Origin of the sequence: Mesobacillus persicus (assembly GCF_900109925.1) — a bacterium.
Taxonomy (GTDB): Bacteria; Bacillota; Bacilli; order Bacillales; family Cytobacillaceae; genus Mesobacillus_B; species Mesobacillus_B persicus.
Genome location: NZ_FOBW01000016.1, coordinates 45915 through 66153 on the forward strand (window position 1 = coordinate 45915; position 20239 = coordinate 66153).

The 20239-nt window shown below is 40.6% G+C and carries 17 protein-coding genes and 1 pseudogene; 5 read left to right on the plus strand and 13 right to left on the minus strand.

Annotated elements, in window-relative coordinates; genetic code table 11:
- Positions 1 to 20: 20 nt before the first annotated feature.
- From BMX30_RS18840 to BMX30_RS18860, 5 genes and pseudogenes are all read right to left on the minus strand, one after another.
- A pseudogene (locus BMX30_RS18840) lies at positions 21 to 1212 on the minus strand (acetyl-CoA C-acetyltransferase).
- A gap of 25 nt (positions 1213 to 1237) precedes the next feature.
- Positions 1238 to 1888: a 3-oxoacid CoA-transferase subunit B gene (locus tag BMX30_RS18845; protein WP_090749216.1), complete on the minus strand. Its 651-nt coding sequence runs from the start codon at positions 1886 to 1888 to the stop codon at positions 1238 to 1240.
- Positions 1889 to 1902: 14 nt separating this feature from the next.
- Positions 1903 to 2547: an acetate CoA-transferase subunit alpha gene (atoD, locus tag BMX30_RS18850; RefSeq protein WP_090749218.1), complete on the minus strand. Its 645-nt coding sequence runs from the start codon at positions 2545 to 2547 to the stop codon at positions 1903 to 1905.
- Positions 2548 to 2949: 402 nt separating this feature from the next.
- Positions 2950 to 3171, minus strand: a complete 222-nt coding sequence (locus BMX30_RS18855; RefSeq protein ID WP_090749220.1) for a hypothetical protein — start codon at positions 3169 to 3171, stop codon at positions 2950 to 2952.
- Positions 3172 to 3322: 151 nt separating this feature from the next.
- Positions 3323 to 5104, minus strand: coding sequence for an acyl-CoA dehydrogenase family protein (locus BMX30_RS18860; protein ID WP_090749222.1), 1782 nt, complete (start codon positions 5102 to 5104; stop codon positions 3323 to 3325).
- Between the two features lie 371 nt (positions 5105 to 5475).
- Here BMX30_RS18860 and BMX30_RS18865 point away from each other — a divergent pair, with 371 nt between their 5' ends.
- Both BMX30_RS18865 and BMX30_RS18870 read left to right on the plus strand, forming a co-directional pair.
- Positions 5476 to 6243: an alpha/beta fold hydrolase gene (locus tag BMX30_RS18865; RefSeq protein WP_090749224.1), complete on the plus strand. Its 768-nt coding sequence runs from the start codon at positions 5476 to 5478 to the stop codon at positions 6241 to 6243.
- A gap of 268 nt (positions 6244 to 6511) precedes the next feature.
- On the plus strand, positions 6512 to 7102 hold the full coding sequence (locus BMX30_RS18870; protein WP_090749226.1) for a guanylate kinase: 591 nt from the start codon (positions 6512 to 6514) through the stop codon (positions 7100 to 7102).
- Between the two features lie 308 nt (positions 7103 to 7410).
- Here BMX30_RS18870 and BMX30_RS24300 read toward each other — a convergent pair whose 3' ends face one another.
- The 6 genes from BMX30_RS24300 to BMX30_RS18900 form a co-directional block, all read right to left on the minus strand.
- Positions 7411 to 7683: an OsmC family protein gene (locus tag BMX30_RS24300; protein ID WP_090749312.1), complete on the minus strand. Its 273-nt coding sequence runs from the start codon at positions 7681 to 7683 to the stop codon at positions 7411 to 7413.
- The gene (locus BMX30_RS18880) at positions 7684 to 7884 is read right to left on the minus strand and encodes a hypothetical protein (protein WP_090749228.1); all 201 of its coding nucleotides are present in this window, start codon (positions 7882 to 7884) and stop codon (positions 7684 to 7686) included.
- Positions 7885 to 8074: 190 nt separating this feature from the next.
- On the minus strand, positions 8075 to 9883 hold the full coding sequence (locus tag BMX30_RS18885; protein WP_244532660.1) for a bifunctional metallophosphatase/5'-nucleotidase: 1809 nt from the start codon (positions 9881 to 9883) through the stop codon (positions 8075 to 8077).
- 128 nt (positions 9884 to 10011) lie between these two features.
- Complete coding sequence (locus tag BMX30_RS18890; protein ID WP_090749230.1) at positions 10012 to 12372, minus strand: FdhF/YdeP family oxidoreductase; 2361 nt, start codon at positions 12370 to 12372, stop codon at positions 10012 to 10014.
- A gap of 318 nt (positions 12373 to 12690) precedes the next feature.
- Positions 12691 to 13050, minus strand: coding sequence for a Na-translocating system protein MpsC family protein (locus tag BMX30_RS18895; RefSeq protein WP_090749232.1), 360 nt, complete (start codon positions 13048 to 13050; stop codon positions 12691 to 12693).
- 72 nt (positions 13051 to 13122) lie between these two features.
- Entirely contained in the window at positions 13123 to 14388 is a 1266-nt protein-coding gene (locus tag BMX30_RS18900) for an L-lactate MFS transporter (RefSeq protein WP_090749234.1), read from the minus strand.
- A 548-nt stretch (positions 14389 to 14936) separates the two neighbouring features.
- Between BMX30_RS18900 and fdhD the strand changes: the two genes are divergently transcribed.
- From fdhD to BMX30_RS23255, 3 genes are all read left to right on the plus strand, one after another.
- The gene (gene fdhD, locus BMX30_RS18905) at positions 14937 to 15725 is read left to right on the plus strand and encodes a formate dehydrogenase accessory sulfurtransferase FdhD (protein ID WP_090749236.1); all 789 of its coding nucleotides are present in this window, start codon (positions 14937 to 14939) and stop codon (positions 15723 to 15725) included.
- Positions 15726 to 15747: 22 nt separating this feature from the next.
- Positions 15748 to 16767: a GTP 3',8-cyclase MoaA gene (gene moaA / locus BMX30_RS18910; protein WP_090749238.1), complete on the plus strand. Its 1020-nt coding sequence runs from the start codon at positions 15748 to 15750 to the stop codon at positions 16765 to 16767.
- Positions 16768 to 17054: 287 nt separating this feature from the next.
- A complete protein-coding gene (locus BMX30_RS23255; protein ID WP_139195416.1) occupies positions 17055 to 17192 on the plus strand; it encodes an FbpB family small basic protein in 138 nt (45 codons plus the stop codon).
- 62 nt (positions 17193 to 17254) lie between these two features.
- Here the strand turns inward: BMX30_RS23255 and BMX30_RS18915 are convergent, their stop codons facing one another.
- Entirely contained in the window at positions 17255 to 18454 is a 1200-nt protein-coding gene (locus BMX30_RS18915; RefSeq protein WP_090749239.1) for an MFS transporter, read from the minus strand.
- Between the two features lie 161 nt (positions 18455 to 18615).
- Complete coding sequence (locus tag BMX30_RS18920) at positions 18616 to 20043, minus strand: MDR family MFS transporter (RefSeq protein ID WP_090749241.1); 1428 nt, start codon at positions 20041 to 20043, stop codon at positions 18616 to 18618.
- Between the last annotated feature and the right edge of the window lie 196 nt (positions 20044 to 20239).

Below are 20239 nucleotides of genomic sequence, written 5' to 3' on the forward strand. Positions count from 1 at the left end.
AATCTATGAATCAATCAACCTTAGTTTTCCATTTCTACTACTGTAGCAATTCCCATTCCGCCACCAATACAAAGCGTAGCCAAGCCGTAGCGGGACTCGCGACGTTTCATTTCATGAAGCAATGTAACAAGAATACGTGCACCACTCGCACCGATTGGATGACCTAACGCCACGGCTCCACCGTTTACATTTAGTTTTCTCCGTCGGAATTTCTAAATCATGACCTACAGCAAGGGATTGGGCCGCAAACGCTTCATTTGCTTCAACTAAATCCATCTCCCCAATCGTTAGTCCTGCTTTTTCTAATGCCTTGTTTGAAGCTGGAACCGGTCCAATTCCCATGATGGCAGGGTCAACGCCTGCTGCCCCGTTCCCACGGATTACTGCCATTGGTTTTACACCAAGTTCGTTGGCTTTTTCCCGGCTCATTAAAACAAGTGCCGCTGCCCCATCATTGATCCCAGAAGCATTCCCAGCCGTAACCGTCCCATCCTTTTTAAAGGCAGGTCTAAGTTTGCTCAGCTGCTCAGCTGTTGTACCAGCTCGTGGGTATTCATCTTTATCAAAAAGAACTGGATTTCCTTTGCGTTGAGGTATCTCAACCGGGACAATTTCATCTACGAACTTCCCTGTTTTCGTCGCCTCCTCCGCTTTCTGCTGACTCCAAGCGGCAAATTCATCTTGTTGTTCACGGGTTAAATGATACTTCTCGGCAATATTTTCAGCAGTCATGCCCATATGGTAGTCATTGACCGCACATTGCAAACCATCTTGAATCATGCTATCGATGACTTTCCCATCTCCCATGCGATAACCAGTACGTCCCTTTGGGAGTAGGTATGGAGCTAGACTCATATTTTCCATTCCGCCTGCAACAACGATGTCGGCTTCCCCTAACTGGATCGATTGGGTAGCAAGGTGAACGGCTTTTAGACCTGATCCACAAAGTTTATTGATGGTTGTGGATGGAATCTCCACTGGAAGTCCTGCTTTGATCGCGGATTGACGTGCTGGTCCTTGACCAAGCCCTGCCTGAAGAACATTGCCCATCACCACTTCATCCACCTGGTCTCCTGTTACTCCTGCTCGATTTAGGGCTTCCTTAATAACAACTGCCCCAAGCTCTGTCGCCGGGACTGTGCTTAACCCCCCCATAAAATTACCAATCGCTGTTCGGACAGCGCTTACAATCACAACTTCACGCATACCAATTCCTCCATTTCTAGTTGCACAATCTTTATGCTATGTTAGGATTCACTTTAAATGTTGCTGCTGTTTTTTCCTTGACCGTGTCTAAGTCCACGCCTTCTTGTAGTTCTTCTAAAACTAATCCATCCTCAGTCACACTGAAAACAGCCAATTCCGTAATAATCAGATCGACCACACCTTTGCCTGTTAGCGGCAACTGACATTCTTCTAAAATTTTCGGATCTCCTTTTTTAGAGCAATGTTCCATCGCGACAATCACTTTCTTGGCTCCTGTTACAAGGTCCATTGCGCCACCCATACCAGGAACCATTTTACCCGGAATCACCCAGTTTGCTAGATTCCCTTTCGCATCCACTTCAAGGCCACCAAGGACAGTAACATCAACATGTCCTCCGCGAATGAGCTGAAAGGAAAACAGACTATCAAAGAAAGCCCCGCCTGGTAGAATACCAGCTGGCTGTCCACCTGCATTGACTAAGTCAGGATCGATTTCTCCTGTTACTGGTCCTAGACCAATGTAGCCGTTTTCCGATTGAAGGATGACACTGACACCTTTAGGTAGATAGTTAGGTACCAACGTGGGCAAACCAATTCCGAGATTTACCACATCGCCATCCTTCATTTCCCTTGCAACACGTGCAGCAATAACTTCCTTTGTGTTTACTAGAGTTGTAATCATATTGTCTGCCTCCCTTAAACTAAAATTTTATCGACTAAGATTCCTGGAGTCACCACATCATTTGGGTCAATCTCGCCAACTTCGACAATCGACTCAACCTGTACGATGACAAGGTCTGCTGCGAGAGCCATAATCGGATTAAAATTTCGAGCAGATTGATGGAATACTAGATTTCCAGCTTTGTCTGCTTTGTAGGCTTTTAAAAGGGCGACATCTGCGCGTAGTGGTTTTTCCAACAGATACTCCCGACCATCTACTGTAATCTTTTCTTTTCCTTCCTCTACAACCGTTCCAACTCCAGTTGGAGTAAGGATTCCCCCTAAACCAGATCCACCAGCGCGAACCCTCTCAGCTAGTGTGCCTTGAGGTACAAGGTCAACCTCTATTTCTCCTGCAATCATTTTTCTACCTGTTTCTGGATTGGTTCCTATATGTGAAGTAATCACCTTTTTTACTATATTATTGGCAACCATCGGGCCTACTCCTGTTTCTACGAAAGCGGTATCATTTGCAATCAAAGTAATATCTTTAATGTTCGAGTCTAGCAGTGCGGAAACTAATTTTTCTGGCGTTCCTACTCCCATAAACCCTCCTGCCATAATAGACATCCCATCTTTAAAGAACGATGAAACTTCCTCTACTGATATAACCTTTTCCAATTAAAGCACCTCCTAGATGATGTAAACTATTCATGAGCGTTGATGTCTTTTTTTTATGATGCTCATTTATATTTAATGCAAAATCCGTGCCAACTTTTGATTCCAACAAAATCTTTATACTATTTTTATATAAAAAAAATAGAAAAATCCCTCTATACACCGGTATAATCAATAACCTGTTTCGAAAAAAAATATTTTAATGACCTTACAATAGTGGGCAAAATTCATCTAGAGGTAAGGTTGCACCCTTCCGGAATAACGGAATTTTTCCGTTATTCCGGAAGGGTGCCTTTGGTTATTCCGTATATGTGGAAATATGAAAACTCAAGACTTATGTACGCAAAAGTTCTTATCAGCTCAAAAAAAAACACTGATTTGCTTCAGTGTTATATTATGGTCGATTTAAGAGCTTTTTTTATGTTGATCATCCATTTTCACGAGCAAACCTTTTTTAATCCAGTATTGTAAATTTTCAGAAGGAAAAACGCCTCTACCATTGGAGTTATTCATTTGGATGACTACACTGTTTGGGGTCACTTCAAGAATAGTCAATGTCTCCGAATGGCTGAGGTTCGGCAAAAAACCACTTTTGATTTCAAACTGCATGTTCTTATCTAGATTCAACAGGAACCCTCCCTACTTTTCATCGATTACATTCATTAAGGTTCCCACTTTTTCTATTTTTATCCATATACCAGTAAGTTATTGGAAGAGAAAATAGAAAATCCCTGGAAGGTGCCAGGCACCTTCCAGGGATTTTCCATAAACGATTGTTTTAACATGTGTACTGCTTTGCTTCGTTTACCATTGCAGCTACTTCTCTAATTCGCTTTACTCTATTTTCAACGGAATATTTAGCTAATTCTCTTTTGATTAGTGATGCTATACCTAGAATGACTTGGTTCTCGGTTTCAAGGCCACCTATTAGTTCTTGGCTAAGTGCTTGAACTTTTAATATACTTTGTTCGACAACCATTTTCGCTAATAATTCCTTCGCTCTTTCTTTTTCCGTTCCATTTTTATTGATTTGCTTCACGGAACGTAACACTGCAGATTCTGCCGCAAATAGTTCGATTGCGATTTCTGATAGTTTCATTACCGTTTCTTGCTCGTTTTCAAGTGCAGTCCCGTATACTTCATAAACAGCACCGGCAGCGGCTAAGAAAGTATTCCGAATCGATGCAATGGCCTCTCGCTCTTTTGCCAATGGTCCATCTAGCTTTTCAGTAGCTCCAGCTTGAAGTTGTTTCACTGCATTTTCAATGGCCTCTTTCCCTGGTAGCTCCCCTTTAGCCGTTTTCTTAAAGAAATTCCCGGTAATTAGCAGACGATTAATTTCATTCGTCCCTTCAAAAATACGATTGATTCTAGAATCGCGGTACGCCTGTTCAATCGGATATTCTTTAATGAATCCAGAGCCACCATGAAGCTGCAACGACTCATCGACTACCTGGTCTAACGTTTCCGAACCATATACTTTACAGATGGCACATTCCATCGCATATTGCATAAGCCTTGAACCTACTAATCTTCTATCTTCACAATCATCGAGATCCCCTAATACATCTTCCAATAAGGATGCTACTCGATACTGGAGAGATTCTGCAGCATAGATGCGCGAAGCCATTTTAGCGACCTTTTCTTTACTAGCTCCAAATTCCGCAATCGATTTGCCAAACTGCTCTCGCTCATTTGTATATTCAACAGCGAACTTTAAAGCTTCCTTTGCTCCACCCATACAAGCGGCTCCAAGATTAAATCGTCCTAGATTCAATACATTTAAAGCAATGACATGGCCTTTACCAATATCACCTAGTACATTTTCTACGGGAACTAAACAATCTTCCATAATGACCGACCTAGTGGACGATCCTTTAATCCCCATTTTCTTTTCTTCAGGTCCGAGCGATAAACCCGGAAAGTCCTTTTCTACAATAAATGCGGTAAACTTTTCCCCATCAATCTTGGCGTAAACTATAAACGTGTCAGAGAAGACCGCATTTGTGATAAAAATTTTCGTTCCATTTAACACATAATGTGTACCCTCATTATTCAAATAAGCCGTTGTTTTTGCGGCAAGTGCGTCAGATCCTGCCAAAGGTTCTGTTAAACAATAGGCTCCTAGAAATTCACCTGATGCTAGTTTCGGAAGGTATTTTTCCTTTTGCTCCTTTGTGCCAAAATAAGTGATTGGCAATGTAGCAATACAGGTATGGTTCGACTGGGCCACTCCATAACCACTCGTCCCACCACCGACAATTTCACCGACAAGAATTTTACTGATCTTATCTAAACCTAAGCCACCATATTGCTCTGGAACACTATGAGCTAACAAACCGAGTGACCCGGCCTGACGCAGCAAGGCAACCACTCGCTCAAAATCTTGATCCTCAATGGCCTCACGATGTGGCTGTACTTCTTTCTCAACGAATTGTCTCGCTGTTTTCGCAATCATCTTATGTTCATCGGTAAAATCCTCTGGGCAGAAGATAGCCTCCGGTTCTGCTTCAGATACTAAATAATGGCCACCTGCGATAATCCTTTTTGTTTTTTCCATAAAAACCTACCCTTCATTAAATAGTAATAGATTCTCCTATGTAGCCCTGTTCTCTCTTTGTAAATAAAAGATGTTCGTTCTAAAAGAATCTTGTTCTCTTAACAAATCTATGCGTTTTCTAGCTTGAACATTCATCTCATAGAATTCTATGAGATGCTTTGGTAATGCCTACTCTAAAAAGACAAGCGATGTACTCCTCTTTTTAATAATATCATATTATTCTGAATATTTAAATAAATAAGAAATAACAAGCATTCACTATCTATTATTAGAAAATACGAGAAAAACGGGCGTAAATACCATTTAATGGAATTTGCACATTTTATACTGTGGTAATACACTTATTTAAAATAATCAATAAGGTGGTATATATGACAAAATCAAAAGTAAGCAAAGCAGGAATGCCCTATTTGCATTTTGGTAATGGTGAGCCACTGGTGTTGATACACGGTCTTGGGGAAGTAAAAGAAGGTTGGATGAACCAGTTTGAATTAGGGGATGAATATGAATTAATCATTCCGGATTTGCGCGGACACGGAGAACATGAAACCGAGGATGAGATCACCATTCAAAATTTTGCTATGGATGTCATCGATCTTTTAAAAGAACACAAAATTGAAAGCGCTAACATTGCTGGTTTATCAATGGGTGGAGCTGTTGCACAGGAAATTTTCCGTCAGGCGCCTGAAATGTGTCGTTCCCTAATTCTTGCAAGTACATTTCATTATTTTCCCAAAAAACTTGCTCCTCTTTTCCTAGAAATGAGAAAAGGAAGATATTCCAGGCGTCAAAAGAAGCCTGCAGCTCAATTAGCCTTGTATTCATGGAACAGAAATGTCATTGAAGAATTTAAAGACCATTTCCAGCCATCTCAGAAGGCATTTCGAGAATCGTTAGAGTCTTGCTTGAAAGTGAATAATATCAATCTCCTTAAGAAAATAGATATACCCACGCTTGTGATCGGTGGTCAATATGACTCGGTGATTCCTGTTTGGATGCAGGTTTGGATGCACAAGCTGATTCCACATTCAGAGTTTGTAATTATGAGGGAAACAGGTCATGTTGCCAAACTAGAAGCAAAGGAGCGCTTCAATCAGCTCATCCGTGATTTTTTAAATAAACAAAGTTGTTATAGCTAAATGACTGTTGGCTATAAAGTCAAAGAACCGGTCACTACAGTAAAGAACTATTAGTGACCGGTTTTATGTAAGAGATCTTAGCTTGTACAGGGCTAATGCTTGCACTGCTGTGCAGCCGATGATAAAGTAACAGAATTAAAATCAGAAAAATCAAACACTAGCGCCCATAAATTTGTTATAATGGAAATATCCCCTAAAAAGGAATGTTTACCCCCATTCATGTAGACCCTTTAAATTTAAATATAATTCATTCCAAGGAGGTTCATCTATGTATCAAATTAAAGAAAAAGAAAAACTCTTCATCTATACTGGTCCGGATGGTTCAGGAAGAAAAACCATTGCCAAGATGGTTGCCACTGCGTTCGATATGGAAACAGTCCTCTCTTACACGACCCGCTCCCCACGTCATTATGAACAAAATGGAGAAGACTACCATTTTGTGGACGTGGAGACCTTTAAGAAAATGCAAGAGCAGCAAGAATTTCTTGAAAGTGTCGAAATCGATGGGATTCATTACGGGTTACGTGAACAAGATATCGTCAAAGCGTTTGAGAGTCATAACCTTGTCTATCTTACATTAAATCCCGAAGGAACCGAAAAATTAAAAAACATGTATGGCGACCGAGTGATGCGTTTCTTTGTATTTGCTGATCGTGAAACCGTAATTAACAGACAAAAAGCACGTGAAGACGGCGAAGAGGACATCAAACGCCATATGGCGCATTACGATGAAATTATGGCCTATAAAAACAATTGTGAATACGCTTTTGAAAATTACGATTTGCCTCAGGTCTCTTTTCAAATCAGTGAAGTCATCGAAGCGTTTTTAGACAGAGATTTTATTGTAACCGATTATTAATTTTCACTTTCTTTCGTGTAGGGGAACAATGTGATCCCCTTACACGATCATAGATACCCCTTATTTAGTTTAATAAACTACACAAAAGTCCCCTATTCTCCTCAAAATAGGCAAAACAGGAATATCGCGTTAGTATAGACCATGATCATTACCCAACTACTCCATATAATAATCATCCACTTAATTTTAATTTCGGTCCTAGAAGAATAGAAAGAATTTTTCACCCAGTACCAGGAGGTCATTTAAATGAAAGAAATAGGCTTCCTGCCTTTTCTGACAAGAAGCCTTTTTTAATAACCTTCGAATGTTTATTTTAACTCCTCTATTTCCCAAGTATGTTCAAACTCTATGCAACCTTTAAGTGTTTGAGCTACCGGGCAACCACGTTCAAATACAGCTAATGCTCGTTCTGCGGCATCCGTCTTTCCTGCTGGAACTTTAATATAGTAATGGCAACTAATACGAGTGATCTTTAAAACTCCTTCAGGTGCTTCTATTGTTCCTTGAACATCCGCACTTACTTTGTCAGGTGAGGTTGGAATTTTACGCGCCTCCAGCGCGCCAGAAAGGGTACCAACCAGTCAGCCACCGGCTGCAGCAACTATATGGTCTAAAGTCGATGGATACTCGACCTCAGGCTCCACCCCGTAAAACTGTTTAACTCCCCCATGGACACCAAACAAAACGGGTTCCTCAAACTTACCGATATAGGCTTTTCTTATTTTATTCGGTGTATCCTCTTGGATAACCTTAATTTTCGTCAACTCTATCGGTTCACTCAATCTTTCCACCTCTTTCTAATGGGTCATTAACTAATTATTCTAACAATATCAAATCCAGATAAGATAGTAAACGAAAACATTACATACTTATATATAATAGAGAACGGATCCAAAATACGAATGCCATATGCCTAGCATTAGTCGACTTTAGGCATATGGCAGCTACATTTAAAATTATTCCTTATTAGTCTTAATACTCTACCTTCTGAATGCGATCATCAATACTATAGGAGAATGGTTGTGGTTGATTGCTAATAAAATCAACTAGTGCATCTAGATCAACAGGACCTATTTCTTTATTTTGTGCTTTCGTAAATACTGTAAAGCCGTCTCCTCCACCTGCTAGGAAGGAATTTGCGGTGACTGTGTAGGTTTGATTTGAATCCATTTCGGATCCATCTGGCAACTGAATGCTCACGATTCTCTGTCCGGATGGTTGTCTTCCATCCCATGTATAAGTAAAACCAGATATTTGTAACATCGTGGTGTTGGTTCCCCACTGTTGATTTAAGACATCACGAATTTGCTGTCCGGTCATTGTCATTTTTACAAGGTCATTATTGAACGGTTGGACCGTATAGACCTCGCCCCAAGTGATATCCCCTTCATCAATATCTGCTCGAATTCCACCTGGATTCATAAGAGCAATATCGGTTTTCATCGCTTGCCTCTGGGCATCAGCAACCAAATTCCCCATGACCGACTCTCCGTTATCATTCCGTAATGCTGTTAAATGAGTGGCAGCTGAACCTACGACACGGTTTACAATTGGCTCGACAGCCGCTTCATAATTGGTCAGCAGGTCGGATATTTCCGGGTCTGGTTCCATTCCCCCTTGAAAAGTAGTGATGATTTCTGCTCTTTTTGTGACAATATCCTTCGTTTTGGGATCAATTTCAATATCGACATCAGAAAAGGCTGTCCCGTATGAATAAGATTGGACTAATAGCTTATTATCAACCATTGAATTCATATAGGCATGATTATGGGCACCGTAGATAATATCAACCTCATCATCGACACCGTTTGCAATATCCACTAATTCTCCTGATGGGTTGTCTCCATTCACACTAGAGGAACCTGGATTATGAGCCAGAACAATAATCGACCTTACCCCCTGTTCTTTTAGTTCGGGAATATAACGATTGATTGCTTCCACTTCGTCAGTAAACTTAAGGCCGGCGACCCCACTCGGAACCACGATTGATGGAGTTTCTGAATATACAACGCCAATAAAGGCAATCGGCATGCCATTTACTTTGATGACTTTATAGGGAGGAAGCACTGGATTGCCCGTGTTTTCATCCACTACATTGGCAACTACCCAAGGAAATTCCGAACCCGCAAAATCTCCTGTCTGCTCATGTGTTCCCCCTTGAATCAACCGTTGCAGTTCATTTCTTCCTTCATCAAACTCATGGTTTCCTACAGTCCCAATATCAAAATTCAATTTGTTAAGGATACGAATGGTCGGTTCATCCTGGAGAAGAGCCGAGACGGGTGGACTTGCTCCTACCATATCTCCTGTATGAATAAGAAGGGTATTTTTTTCGTTCTCTGCTTGTCTTTGCTTTAAATACGCAGCTAAATAATCTACCCTACCTGCGGGTTTCCCTCCTACTCTTCGCGTTACATTTAATTGACCATGTAAATCATTAATGGCTAAAAGTTGAATTTGTTTATACCGATTATTGGCGGCAGGTGGTTTTTCTTTTTTCTGTTTGGTTTCGGGGCGATTGGAGATATGCCCATGATATTCCTCAGAAGACCCCTCAAGCCCGGCAGCATTTTGTTTTAGAATGCTAATGTTTTCATTTTGGTTTTGCGTAGTGTCATCTTGCTGTACATTGACTTGGTTTTTGTCTAGAGACATTTGCCCCAGCCTATGATTGTTATTGTTTACATCTCTTTGATCAGTAGCTTCTTGGTTACCAGCACAACCAATTAAACAAATCATGGTGACGCTACAAAGAAACACACGATACATCCACTTCATCATCCAAATCCTCCTTTGTTTTCACAAATTACAGCCTTTGGTATTTTTTGCTTAGTGGATGAATCTATGCAAAAAAGCACCATCCAGAAAACTGGATGGTGCCTGTCACCTTACATATTTTCCCTCATCTTTTATGCTGGGGCGTTCATTTCGTCGTCCTCGATGCGCTTTTCTTGATATTCAACATCTTTACGTGCGTTGTAACGGTCTGCTTTTTCAAGAGTTACCGTGATGTTGTAATCAGGGATACCGGCAAATTTCTCATAACGGCCTCTAGGTAATAAGAAGTTTCCTTCTGGGAAGTGAACTTCTACATTTCCACGTGCGATTTCAACAAACTTTGCTCTTCCTTGGAAGACACCAAATCCATTATATAGGACGATTCCTTCGCCTTCTGCGATACTTAAATCTTGAGCATCTTCCGCATTCATCAGCACATCATAGCGTCCTGCTCCGTTTAATGGATCGACTTCACTGTAAACCATGGAGTTGAACTGTTTCCCACGACGAGAGGTAACAATAAACTGGCCTTCTTTTTTACCAAGGTCAGGAATCTCAACAGGAATGAGGCTTCCTCTTCCGTCAGCTGTTGGGCAGATTCCATCCTCACATAACCAAGCTCCCCCCCACTGGAAGACATCTCCAGCCTTTTTCAAGTTCTGAATGCCTTCATAACTTGGGTTTGCCTTGGCAATTTCTTCACGAATTTCATGGGCATTCTTAAAATCGACCAAATGAGCCGTTTCCGGTTTAACCCGTTTAGCAAGATCAATATAGATTTTCCACTCTGCACGAGCTTCTTCAACCATATTTTTATTGCCTTCAATTTCTGGACTAAAGTAGACCATCCGCTCAGTAGAGGTAGAGGTACCACCACCTTCTTGCTCATAACGTGTTTTCGCTGGAAGAATGATGACTGCTTCTTTCGCGTCAACAAGAGTAGAAGTATTTAAGATAATATCCTGATGGACACGGATTTCTAATTCAGATAATGCCTTTTCAATAAAATCAGGGTCTGGCATCGTTTCTAGGAAATTCCCGCCTGATAGGTAGTACATTTTAATTTTACGTTCATGATCTTCCGGTAATAAAATATTTTCAAGCGTAACTCCCACGATGTCCCCTTGCCACTTCGCTAACTCAAAGCCCCAAAGCTTTTCAATTCGCTCCATGTTTTCCCCGTAAAAGTCTCCTCCAGGAAGGACAAATGGATCGGCTCCCATTTCACCACTACCTTGGACGGAAGAGTGACCGCGGAATGGCATTAATCCAGCATATTTGCGTCCAAGATGACCTCGTAACAACGCAAGATTAGCTACCTGAGAGATATTATCTGTTGCAAATGAATGCATCGTTAAGCCTAATGCCCAAGCATAGACAGCATTTTTGCTGTTCGCAAGCAACTCAGCTAACTCAATAATACGCTCTTTTGTCACACCAGCAGAACGGATAATCTCTTCCCAAGATTGCTCTTGAACTTGAGCTTTTAACTCTTCATATCCGTTTACATGATCATTAACGAAGGAATGATTAATGGCCGAACCATGATTTCTTTCCTCCATATCAAACCAATGCTTCATGATTCCATGCATGAAGGCAATATCGCCACCGATGTTGACCTGGTAAAAGTCATCGGCAATCTTTGTTCCAAATAAAGCAGATTCTGGATTTGACGGAATCCAGTATTTATCCATCGCTGGCTCTTTATATGGATTGATAACAATAATTTTTGTTCCCTTTTTCTTTGCTTCTAACATATATTTCGAAGAAACTGGTGAACTATTAGAGGCCACACTTCCCCAGAATAACAAGACATCTGTTCCAATCCAATCTTGATAGTTAGAAGTGGATGCCCCCACACCAATTGAACGCTTTAAGGCAGTTTTAGATGGAGAATGGCAAATACGGCTCGCATTATCAACATTGTTTGTACCTAGGAAACGTGATACTTTACCAGCTACATAATAGGATTCGTTTGTGATCCCGCGGCTTGTTAAGTAAAAAGCATATTGTTTCGGATCAAGCTTTTTCATTTTATCAGCTATCATATCCATTGCATCATCCCAAGTAATCCTTGAAAACTTGCGCTCGCCTTTTCTACGAATCATTGGATATGGAATACGCCCCAATTTACGAAGCTCAGTACTATCATATTTCCTAAGGTCATCAATATCACTGTGAAGAATCTCAGGTTTGATGGCACCAGCCGTGTTTAAGCGGAGAACATTTAATCTAGTAGTACATACATGTGGGCCTGTCAGTGTTTGATCATATAAGCCTGAAACTCCTAATGCACAGCCATCACAAACGCCTTTAGTGATAATGTTTGCCGCGTAGCCAAGATTATCTTTGTTATCCCAAGCGATTTTCATCGTATCACGAATATGCTTTGGCTTTATTTTCGTTAAACCAAATGGAATTGGGCTCACCCAATGCTTTGGAGATGGCATAGCCGCTTTTTTCTGTGGTCCTGGATGTAATGTTTTTCCCATTTTAAAACACTCCCAAATAGAATCTATTAATCTTAGTATGTGATAGAGAACTTCTCTCTGATTGATCAAATATGATAAGGTGGTAAAACCTTTCGAGAAATCATTTACGATTGTACTAGTCCTATATAATAGAAGAAACTAGGTTTGATCATTGATGGTTCCATATATTTCTAATAGCCTTTTTAGTTCACTTACTTGTAAAGCCCGACTCGCTTTACATCCTTTTTAAAAAGAAAAACCACCGTAGCCCCAAGAACTAAAAGGTTCTGAGCTTTAACGGTGGTTAGTCTTTTGCAGGGTCGCTACTAAGTACCATACCTAGTGATTAAATTTTGCTTGAATATCTTCATCGAACACGAATATTGACATTCCGAAATCCCGGTCAATATCAATATCCACGAAAAGTTCTCTGAAGTTGCATCCTAGAAACTCTTCCATTTCTTTCGGCGGATGTTTCCGGTACATATCTTTTACCATTTCGGTTCTGGCTGCCCGTAGTGCCTGCTTGCCTTCGCTTGCAGAGGCCATAAATTTTTCTACTGGAGAAAGATTTCCTTCCATCTCGCATATGGCCCAATTTTTACAAAAAGTAGTGGTAATCTTACTTGGCCCTTTTCCCATATGCTTCTTTCGAAAGGAACGGACAATATTGCTAAATTCTGCTTCGTATTTATTCACATTATCCTCCCTACCATTCTAGAGGTATTACATGATAGGTATTGTATCATACGAATAATCACTAGTGAAATTTTAGCTCGCCAATTTCGTTTGGTTTGCTTCATTTTGCTTACGTAGTTTACTGATATCTCGACGGATAAGGAGTGATACTACTAGTGCAACAACGAATAGTCCTGAAAAGAACGATAAGCTAGCCGCATAGCTTCCTGTTGTATCTTTAATCCAAGCCGCGAACATTGGACCAGCTAATCCAGCGGCAGCCCATGCTGTTAAAATGTAACCATGGATGGCACCTAGTTGTTTAGTACCAAATACATCGCCGATAAAGGCAGGAATCGCGGCAAATCCACCACCGTACATCGTGTAAATGACTGCGAGCATAATTTGGAAAAGGATTGCTTCTGTTGTATTTGGCAATAACATAAACAGAACGATTTGAGCCGCAAAGAAAATCGTATAGGTGTTCGTTCGGCCGATATAATCTGAAATCGTTGCCCATGCAAGGCGACCAAACCCGTTGAATAAACCTAAGACTCCGACAAGCGCTGCTGCTTCTGCTGTCGATAGACCAATACTTTCTTCCGCTAAAGGCTTTGCCGCTGATAGAATCGCAATTCCACAAGTGACATTTATGAATAGCATTACCCATAGATAGTAGAAACGCTTCGTTTTAACAGCTTCATTTGCTGTCAATTGAGCTAAGTCAACTTTCACTTTCGTTTTTCCTGATTGGACTTTATCATTAAAGCCTTCAGGTGCCCACCCAACTGGCGGTCTTTCTAAATAAAGAGAAGATAATGTCATAATGATAAGATAAGAGACACCAAGAATGTAAAATGTATTCGCTGTCCCAACAGATTTAATTAAAATATCCATAATTGGGCTTGCAACGGCTGCTGCAAAACCGAATCCCATAATCGCAAGTCCAGTAGCTAGACCACGTCGATCAGGAAACCACTTTACAAGTGTAGATACAGGGGCGATATACCCTACACCTAGACCAATTCCGCCTAAAACACCGTAAAATAAATATAATAATGGCAAGGATCCTAAATTGACTGCAAGTCCCGATCCGATAATTCCAATCCCGAAAAACCCCGCTGCTAGCAACCCAGCTTTTCTAGGTCCATACTTTTCAACAAAATGGCCTAAAAACGCAGCAGATAAACCTAAGAATAAAATGGCAATACTAAAGGTTAATTGGACTTGTTTAGACGTCCACCCAAACTCTTCGATTAGAGGATTTGTAAAATTGCTCCATGCATAAACGGAACCAATTGAAATATGAATCCCCACGGCCGATGCTGCAATCAGCCACCGATTTTTTGTTTTTTTCATCTTTCTTTCCCCCTCATTCAATAACGATCCTCTTTGCTCTCCCGTTGCTCTCACCAATCATGTGCTAAGATGGCTGTTTTCATCGCTGTTCACATGCAACGGAGGATTCAGAAAGAACCATGTAGAGCCCCTTAATATGTACTTATCTCCCAAACAGCAACGATTGAGATTTCATTAAAGTAAATGAAAAGGAGTCTAAAAAATAGAAAACCGCCAATCTCTTTACACCACCATAGACTTAGAGCTATGGAGTGTGTAAGATTGACGGTTAGTATCTAGCAGGTTTCGCTACTATCGGACCAACAGTTAATCGCTTTCTTTACTGTAAACACTTTAACCGACGACAGGGTCGCTATCTCGAATCAAAATGTGACAGACTTGTGAACAAGAAAATATTATCACTTCACAAAATCATATGCAATACCTTTTGTAAATATTGTTATAATAACTTTACACTATTATCGTGTTGTAAATTTTCCTTGAGTATTGGCCAAGAATATGATTAGATTTTAAGTATTCTAAAATCCTATAAATCAAGGTGAAGCCAAATGTTAGAAAATATGAGCGAAAAATACAATATAACGAAATATAGCGGTGGACAATTTCTTCATGTAGAAGATGTCATCGTCAATGAATTTCCATTGACCATTTTTGTAAACGATGTGGAATTTGCAACAATGGTTTGTACACCAACTCATTTTAAAGAAATGGTTGTAGGTTTTTTAGCATCTGAAGGGGTCATTCGCTTCTCAGACGAGATTCTCTCGCTAAATATCGATGAAAGTCGTGGTTATGCCTATGTGACCATAAAAGCCAAAACGACTACGAACCAGGAGTATTACTCAAAGCGGTTTATTGGATCATGTTGTGGCAAAAGTCGTCAATTTTACTTCCATAATGACGCAAAAACAGCGAGAACCTCTACATCAACAACAAGAATCACAGCTGCTCAAAGTATCTATCTGATGAACGAAATGCAATCTAGTTCTCTTGTTTTCCAGGAAACTGGCGGTGTTCATAATGCTGCTCTATGTACTCCTGAAGAGATTCTAGCAGTTCGTACTGATATTGGCCGACATAATGCGTTGGATAAGCTGTTCGGTTATAGTATTTTGAATCGTATGCCCGTTCGTGATAAGATTATAGTATTTAGTGGCCGGATTTCTTCCGAAGTTCTTCTTAAAGCTGCTAAAATTGGTGTTGGGATTGTTCTATCAAAATCAGCTCCAACAGACTTAGCCATCAAGCTCGCCAAGGACTTAAACATCACAGCTGTTGGGTTTATCCGTGGAGAGTCTTTTAATGTGTACTCTTGTCCTGAGAGAATCGTAGATTAGAATTATAAAAGGAGGGATTTCGATGCAAGCGGATACAACGGTATATGATTATTTCAATCGCCCGCTTCGAGATCTGCGGATTTCGGTTACCGACAAATGTAATTTCCGTTGCACATATTGTATGCCAGCGGAAATATTTGGCCCAGACTACCCCTTCTTAACGAATAAAGAGTTACTTTCATTTGATGAGTTGGAACGATTAGCTAAGATATTTGTTGCTCACTTAGGGGTGAAAAAAATACGCATTACTGGTGGGGAGCCTTTGATGCGGCCGAAATTAGCTGAGTTTATCGAGAAAGTCAAAAACATCGAGGGTGTAGAAGATATTGCGATGACAACCAATGGCTCGCTTTTGCCAAAGTATGCAAAAGAATTGAAAGCAGCCGGTTTAAAACGAGTATCGATTAGCCTAGACTCTTTGAATGATGAAATTTTCGGGAAGATTAACGGCCGAGGAGTGTCTGTTCAAACTGTACTCGACGGCATTGATGCTGCGAGCGAGGCAGGTTTGCAGGTGAAAATTAACATGGTGGTCAAACGAGGGATGAACGATTCAGAGGTCCTCCCAATGGCCAAGTTCTTCCGGGAAAAGGGCCATATCCTTCGGTTTATTGAGTTCATGGATGTCGGCAATACAAATGAATGGCAGCTTGATGATGTGTACCCGAAAAAGCAAATCATCGAAGACATCAACGAGGTTATGCCACTCGAAGCCATTGATCCTAATTACACAGGGGAAGTCGCAAGTCGTTATCGCTATGTCGGTACGAATGATGAAATTGGTGTAATCTCCTCCGTATCCGATGCTTTTTGTTCGACATGCAACCGGGCCCGTCTATCAGCTAGCGGAATGCTTTACACTTGTCTGTTTGCCTCTAAGGGCCATGATATCCGCTCCCCTCTTCGTACGGACCTAACGGACGAACAATTGACCAAGCTCCTTGGGGACATATGGAGCGGCCGTACGGATCGTTACTCTGAAGAGCGAAGCGAAGCTAGTACCTCTCGAAAAAAGATTGAAATGAGTCATATCGGAGGATAAGGACCTTAGCAAACTGTCCCTATTCAACTAAGACTTTATTGCAATCTGTGTACTAAAAAAGGAAGACGTCAACCGAATTGGTCGATATCTTCCTTTTTTATTTATAGGCAGTTAACTTATCCCTACACATACAAGTAAGGTTTGTTAAAAGGTCGGTTGTAAACTACTTAGGTTTTTTTTGGTAAATATAAACATGACCTAAACCCTTGATTATTATCAGAAAATTTGATATATTTATTTTATTAAAACATTCACAAAAAATTATAATAGAAAAGGAAAATGCCATAATGAGAAAACAAACTTTAAGTATGCAAACATTAATTAACAACAATAAGAAAGAAATTCTTTTTAATGAAAAAGAGCTCGCTAGAATTGAAAAGCGCATTGACGAAAAGCACGTAAAACAATTAGAAAATAGTCGTTAATCCCTTGGCGGCGACGCAAAAGTAAAGCATCGGCCTTAAATGACCGATGCTTTTACTATCTACTATTCTACCTTCACTTTAAGGTTTTTATTTAACGATTGTTTCTGCCATAGGATGGTCGTAAGCAAAGTCACTACCAACAGAGTGAGTCCTAAAATAAATGGATAAATAATATTCACATCATATAATAATCCAGCAAGGGTAGGCCCGAGCACATTTCCAATACTCATATACATATTATTCATCCCCATCGCAAATCCTTGTTCATCGCCTGCTAATTTTGAAATAAGGGTATTAAGAACAGGACGTAGAATCGATGTTGCTAGAAAGATCAATAAGGTCGTTCCGAAGAAAAATGGATAACTTGGAGCAAACAATGACAGGAAAAACGCTAAAGCAGCAACTCCTAAGAAGATGTTTAACACTGTCTTTTCCCCGTAATGATAAACAATTCGGTCGACGACAAAAAGCTGAACAATTACACTAACCAAACCTGTAGAAGTCACCATCATGGCAATTTCCTTAGGTGTGGCTCCAAACTGATTATCAACAAACAGTCCGAGAACCGATTCATATGCCATTAGTCCAAAACTCATGACAAGTGTAATGATTAGTGGGATGAAATAAGGCATTTTAACTGAACGAATCATTTTCTTTGCCATTGACTCGTCAACATGATTTTTTATGATTGTGGAAGCCTGTTCTGGCTTACTCTCTTTTAGTACAATAATGGAAAAAATAACCGCCACCAGGGATACGAGCGCTGAGATTAAAAACGGCATTTTCAAACCAAAATCTGTTAAAAACCCACCAATCCCTGGTCCAATAACAATCCCCAACGACATAGATGCCGATACTAAACTATTTCCCCGTGCCCGCTGGTCCATCGTAGTGATATCCGCCACATAGGCGAAAATGGCCGGGATGAGCATCGCTGCACCAATTCCACCAATGACTCGCGAAAAGTATAGCCACCAAACTGAATTTGAAGCATAAAAAATGAACATCGACAATGTCAGCCCAATTAGTCCATATATAATCAACTTTCTCCGCCCGTACTGATCCGTCCATTTCCCGGTGATTGGAGACATGACGAGCTGTGCTCCTGCAAAAATCGCAATCATCAATCCTGCCGCCGTTCCACCTTCCCCAATGGACTCCAAGTAAGCCGGTAAAATCGGAATAATGATTCCGAAACTCCCAATTGCAATAAACATATTCACCATCAAAATGCCAAGCTTTTTTCTTTGCTCTGTTGACATATAGACAGCACCTCTTCTCCCTTTATTTATCAAACTAAAAGTTTATTAGAAATAATGAACTAAATTCTCCCAAAAAGAAATATCATACCACCGACAGCAAAGAACGTCAATCGAATGAAAAAGGCACCATCCATAAAATGGATGGTGCCTGGCACCTTGCTTTATTTGGATGCTACCTGACCTTTGGCATCTGGTGCTTCTGGCTCTGCCTTTTTAAGGAAGAACGCCAAGAATACTCCTATGGACGCCAAACAACCAGCTACCATAAACGCGACATTGACGCCATGGATCATTCCTTCTGTCCCATACTTGGCCGGATCTAACGCATTACTTGTCATAATGGTAACCAACAACGCTGTGCCAATCGATGCTGACACTTGCCTCATCGTATTATTCATCGCTGAACCATGTGGAATGAGGCGAATTGGCAATTGATTGAGCCCAGCGGTTGTTACAGGCATCATCACCATCGAAACCCCTAACATCCTTACTGCATTCACCACCGATAAAAAGGTAAACGAGGTGGTGGCCGTTAAATCGGTAAACAAAAACGTTGAAGTGGTGACAAGGACTAAGCCGATTACCGCTAACCATTTTGCACCGAACTTATCAAAAATCCTTCCCGTAATTGGGTTCATAATCCCCATTATGATTGCCCCTGGCAATAACATCAATCCGGATTGGAAAGCTGTATAATGGTGCATATTTTGCATGTAAATTGGTAGAATCGTCGCACCACCAATCATCGTAATGAACACAACCATTCCCAGTACCGTGGAGATGGTAAAAATGGGGTAAGTAAACACTTTAAATTCTAAAATCGGTTGTTTTAATCGGAATTGTCTAAGAATAAAGATGACAAGAGATGTCACTCCAACCACTATCGTTAGGATGACTTGCCCACTCCCCCATCCAAAGTCTCCAGCACTACTAAACCCATACAAAATCCCACCGAAGCCAAGCGTAGATAAGATAATTGAGAGAATATCTAGTTTAGGAAAAGTCTGATTCGTAACATTTTTCAAAAGTAGATACGCGAAAAGAAAATCGATGATTGCAATCGGAAGGATAATAAAAAATAGCGCCCTCCAAGGAAACTGATCGACAATATAACCAGATAATGTTGGCCCAATCGCTGGGGCAAAAGCAATGACTAGGCCAAAGATTCCCATCGCCTGCCCTCGCTTTTCGATTGGAAAGATAATAAAAAAAATGGTTTGCATTAACGGCATCATGATTCCTGCTCCGGAAGCCTGTAAAACCCTTCCAATCATTAAAATAGAAAAGGCGGGGGCAAAGGCACATACTATTGTTCCTGCGATAAAAAGACCCATGGCTGTTAAAAATAGTTTCCTAGTCGTAAACGTTTCAATCAAAAAGGCCGTAATCGGAATCATAATTCCATTTACGAGCATAAAAATAGTCGTTAACCATTGAGCAGTATTTTCAGTTAAGTTTAGGTCATTCATGATGTGAGGCAACGCGGTAACCAATAATGTTTGATTTAATATCGCAACAAAAGCCCCAGATATTAACACGGCCATCAGCGGGACAATCTTAATATCTGGAGTCTGTTTTCCATCCTCCATGTTCTTCCCTCCGAGACATATAATAATCTAGGCTACCTAAAACCCTTCAAAGTTCACAACTGGCCTACCCAAACAGTTTCTACCCACTACCCCCTCCATTGTATTCGGCTCATCTAATCAATATATTCTAATTCAATAGCCTTTATCCCAATGGATCTTGTTTCTCTGTCCTTCTTTATATACTTCGCGAGTCAAT

Coding starts and splice junctions, on each gene's coding strand:
- BMX30_RS18845 (WP_090749216.1), bottom strand. CDS start 1,888: ATGATTACAACTCTAGTAAACACAAAGGAAGTTATTGCTGCACGTGTT.
- BMX30_RS18860 (WP_090749222.1), bottom strand. CDS start 5,104: ATGGAAAAAACAAAAAGGATTATCGCAGGTGGCCATTATTTAGTATCT.
- BMX30_RS18865 (WP_090749224.1), top strand. CDS start 5,476: ATGACAAAATCAAAAGTAAGCAAAGCAGGAATGCCCTATTTGCATTTT.
- BMX30_RS18870 (WP_090749226.1), top strand. CDS start 6,512: ATGTATCAAATTAAAGAAAAAGAAAAACTCTTCATCTATACTGGTCCG.
- BMX30_RS18885 (WP_244532660.1), bottom strand. CDS start 9,883: ATGATGAAGTGGATGTATCGTGTGTTTCTTTGTAGCGTCACCATGATT.
- BMX30_RS18890 (WP_090749230.1), bottom strand. CDS start 12,372: ATGGGAAAAACATTACATCCAGGACCACAGAAAAAAGCGGCTATGCCA.
- BMX30_RS18900 (WP_090749234.1), bottom strand. CDS start 14,388: ATGAAAAAAACAAAAAATCGGTGGCTGATTGCAGCATCGGCCGTGGGG.
- fdhD (WP_090749236.1), top strand. CDS start 14,937: ATGTTAGAAAATATGAGCGAAAAATACAATATAACGAAATATAGCGGT.
- moaA (WP_090749238.1), top strand. CDS start 15,748: ATGCAAGCGGATACAACGGTATATGATTATTTCAATCGCCCGCTTCGA.
- BMX30_RS23255 (WP_139195416.1), top strand. CDS start 17,055: ATGAGAAAACAAACTTTAAGTATGCAAACATTAATTAACAACAATAAG.
- BMX30_RS18915 (WP_090749239.1), bottom strand. CDS start 18,454: ATGTCAACAGAGCAAAGAAAAAAGCTTGGCATTTTGATGGTGAATATG.
- BMX30_RS18920 (WP_090749241.1), bottom strand. CDS start 20,043: ATGGAGGATGGAAAACAGACTCCAGATATTAAGATTGTCCCGCTGATG.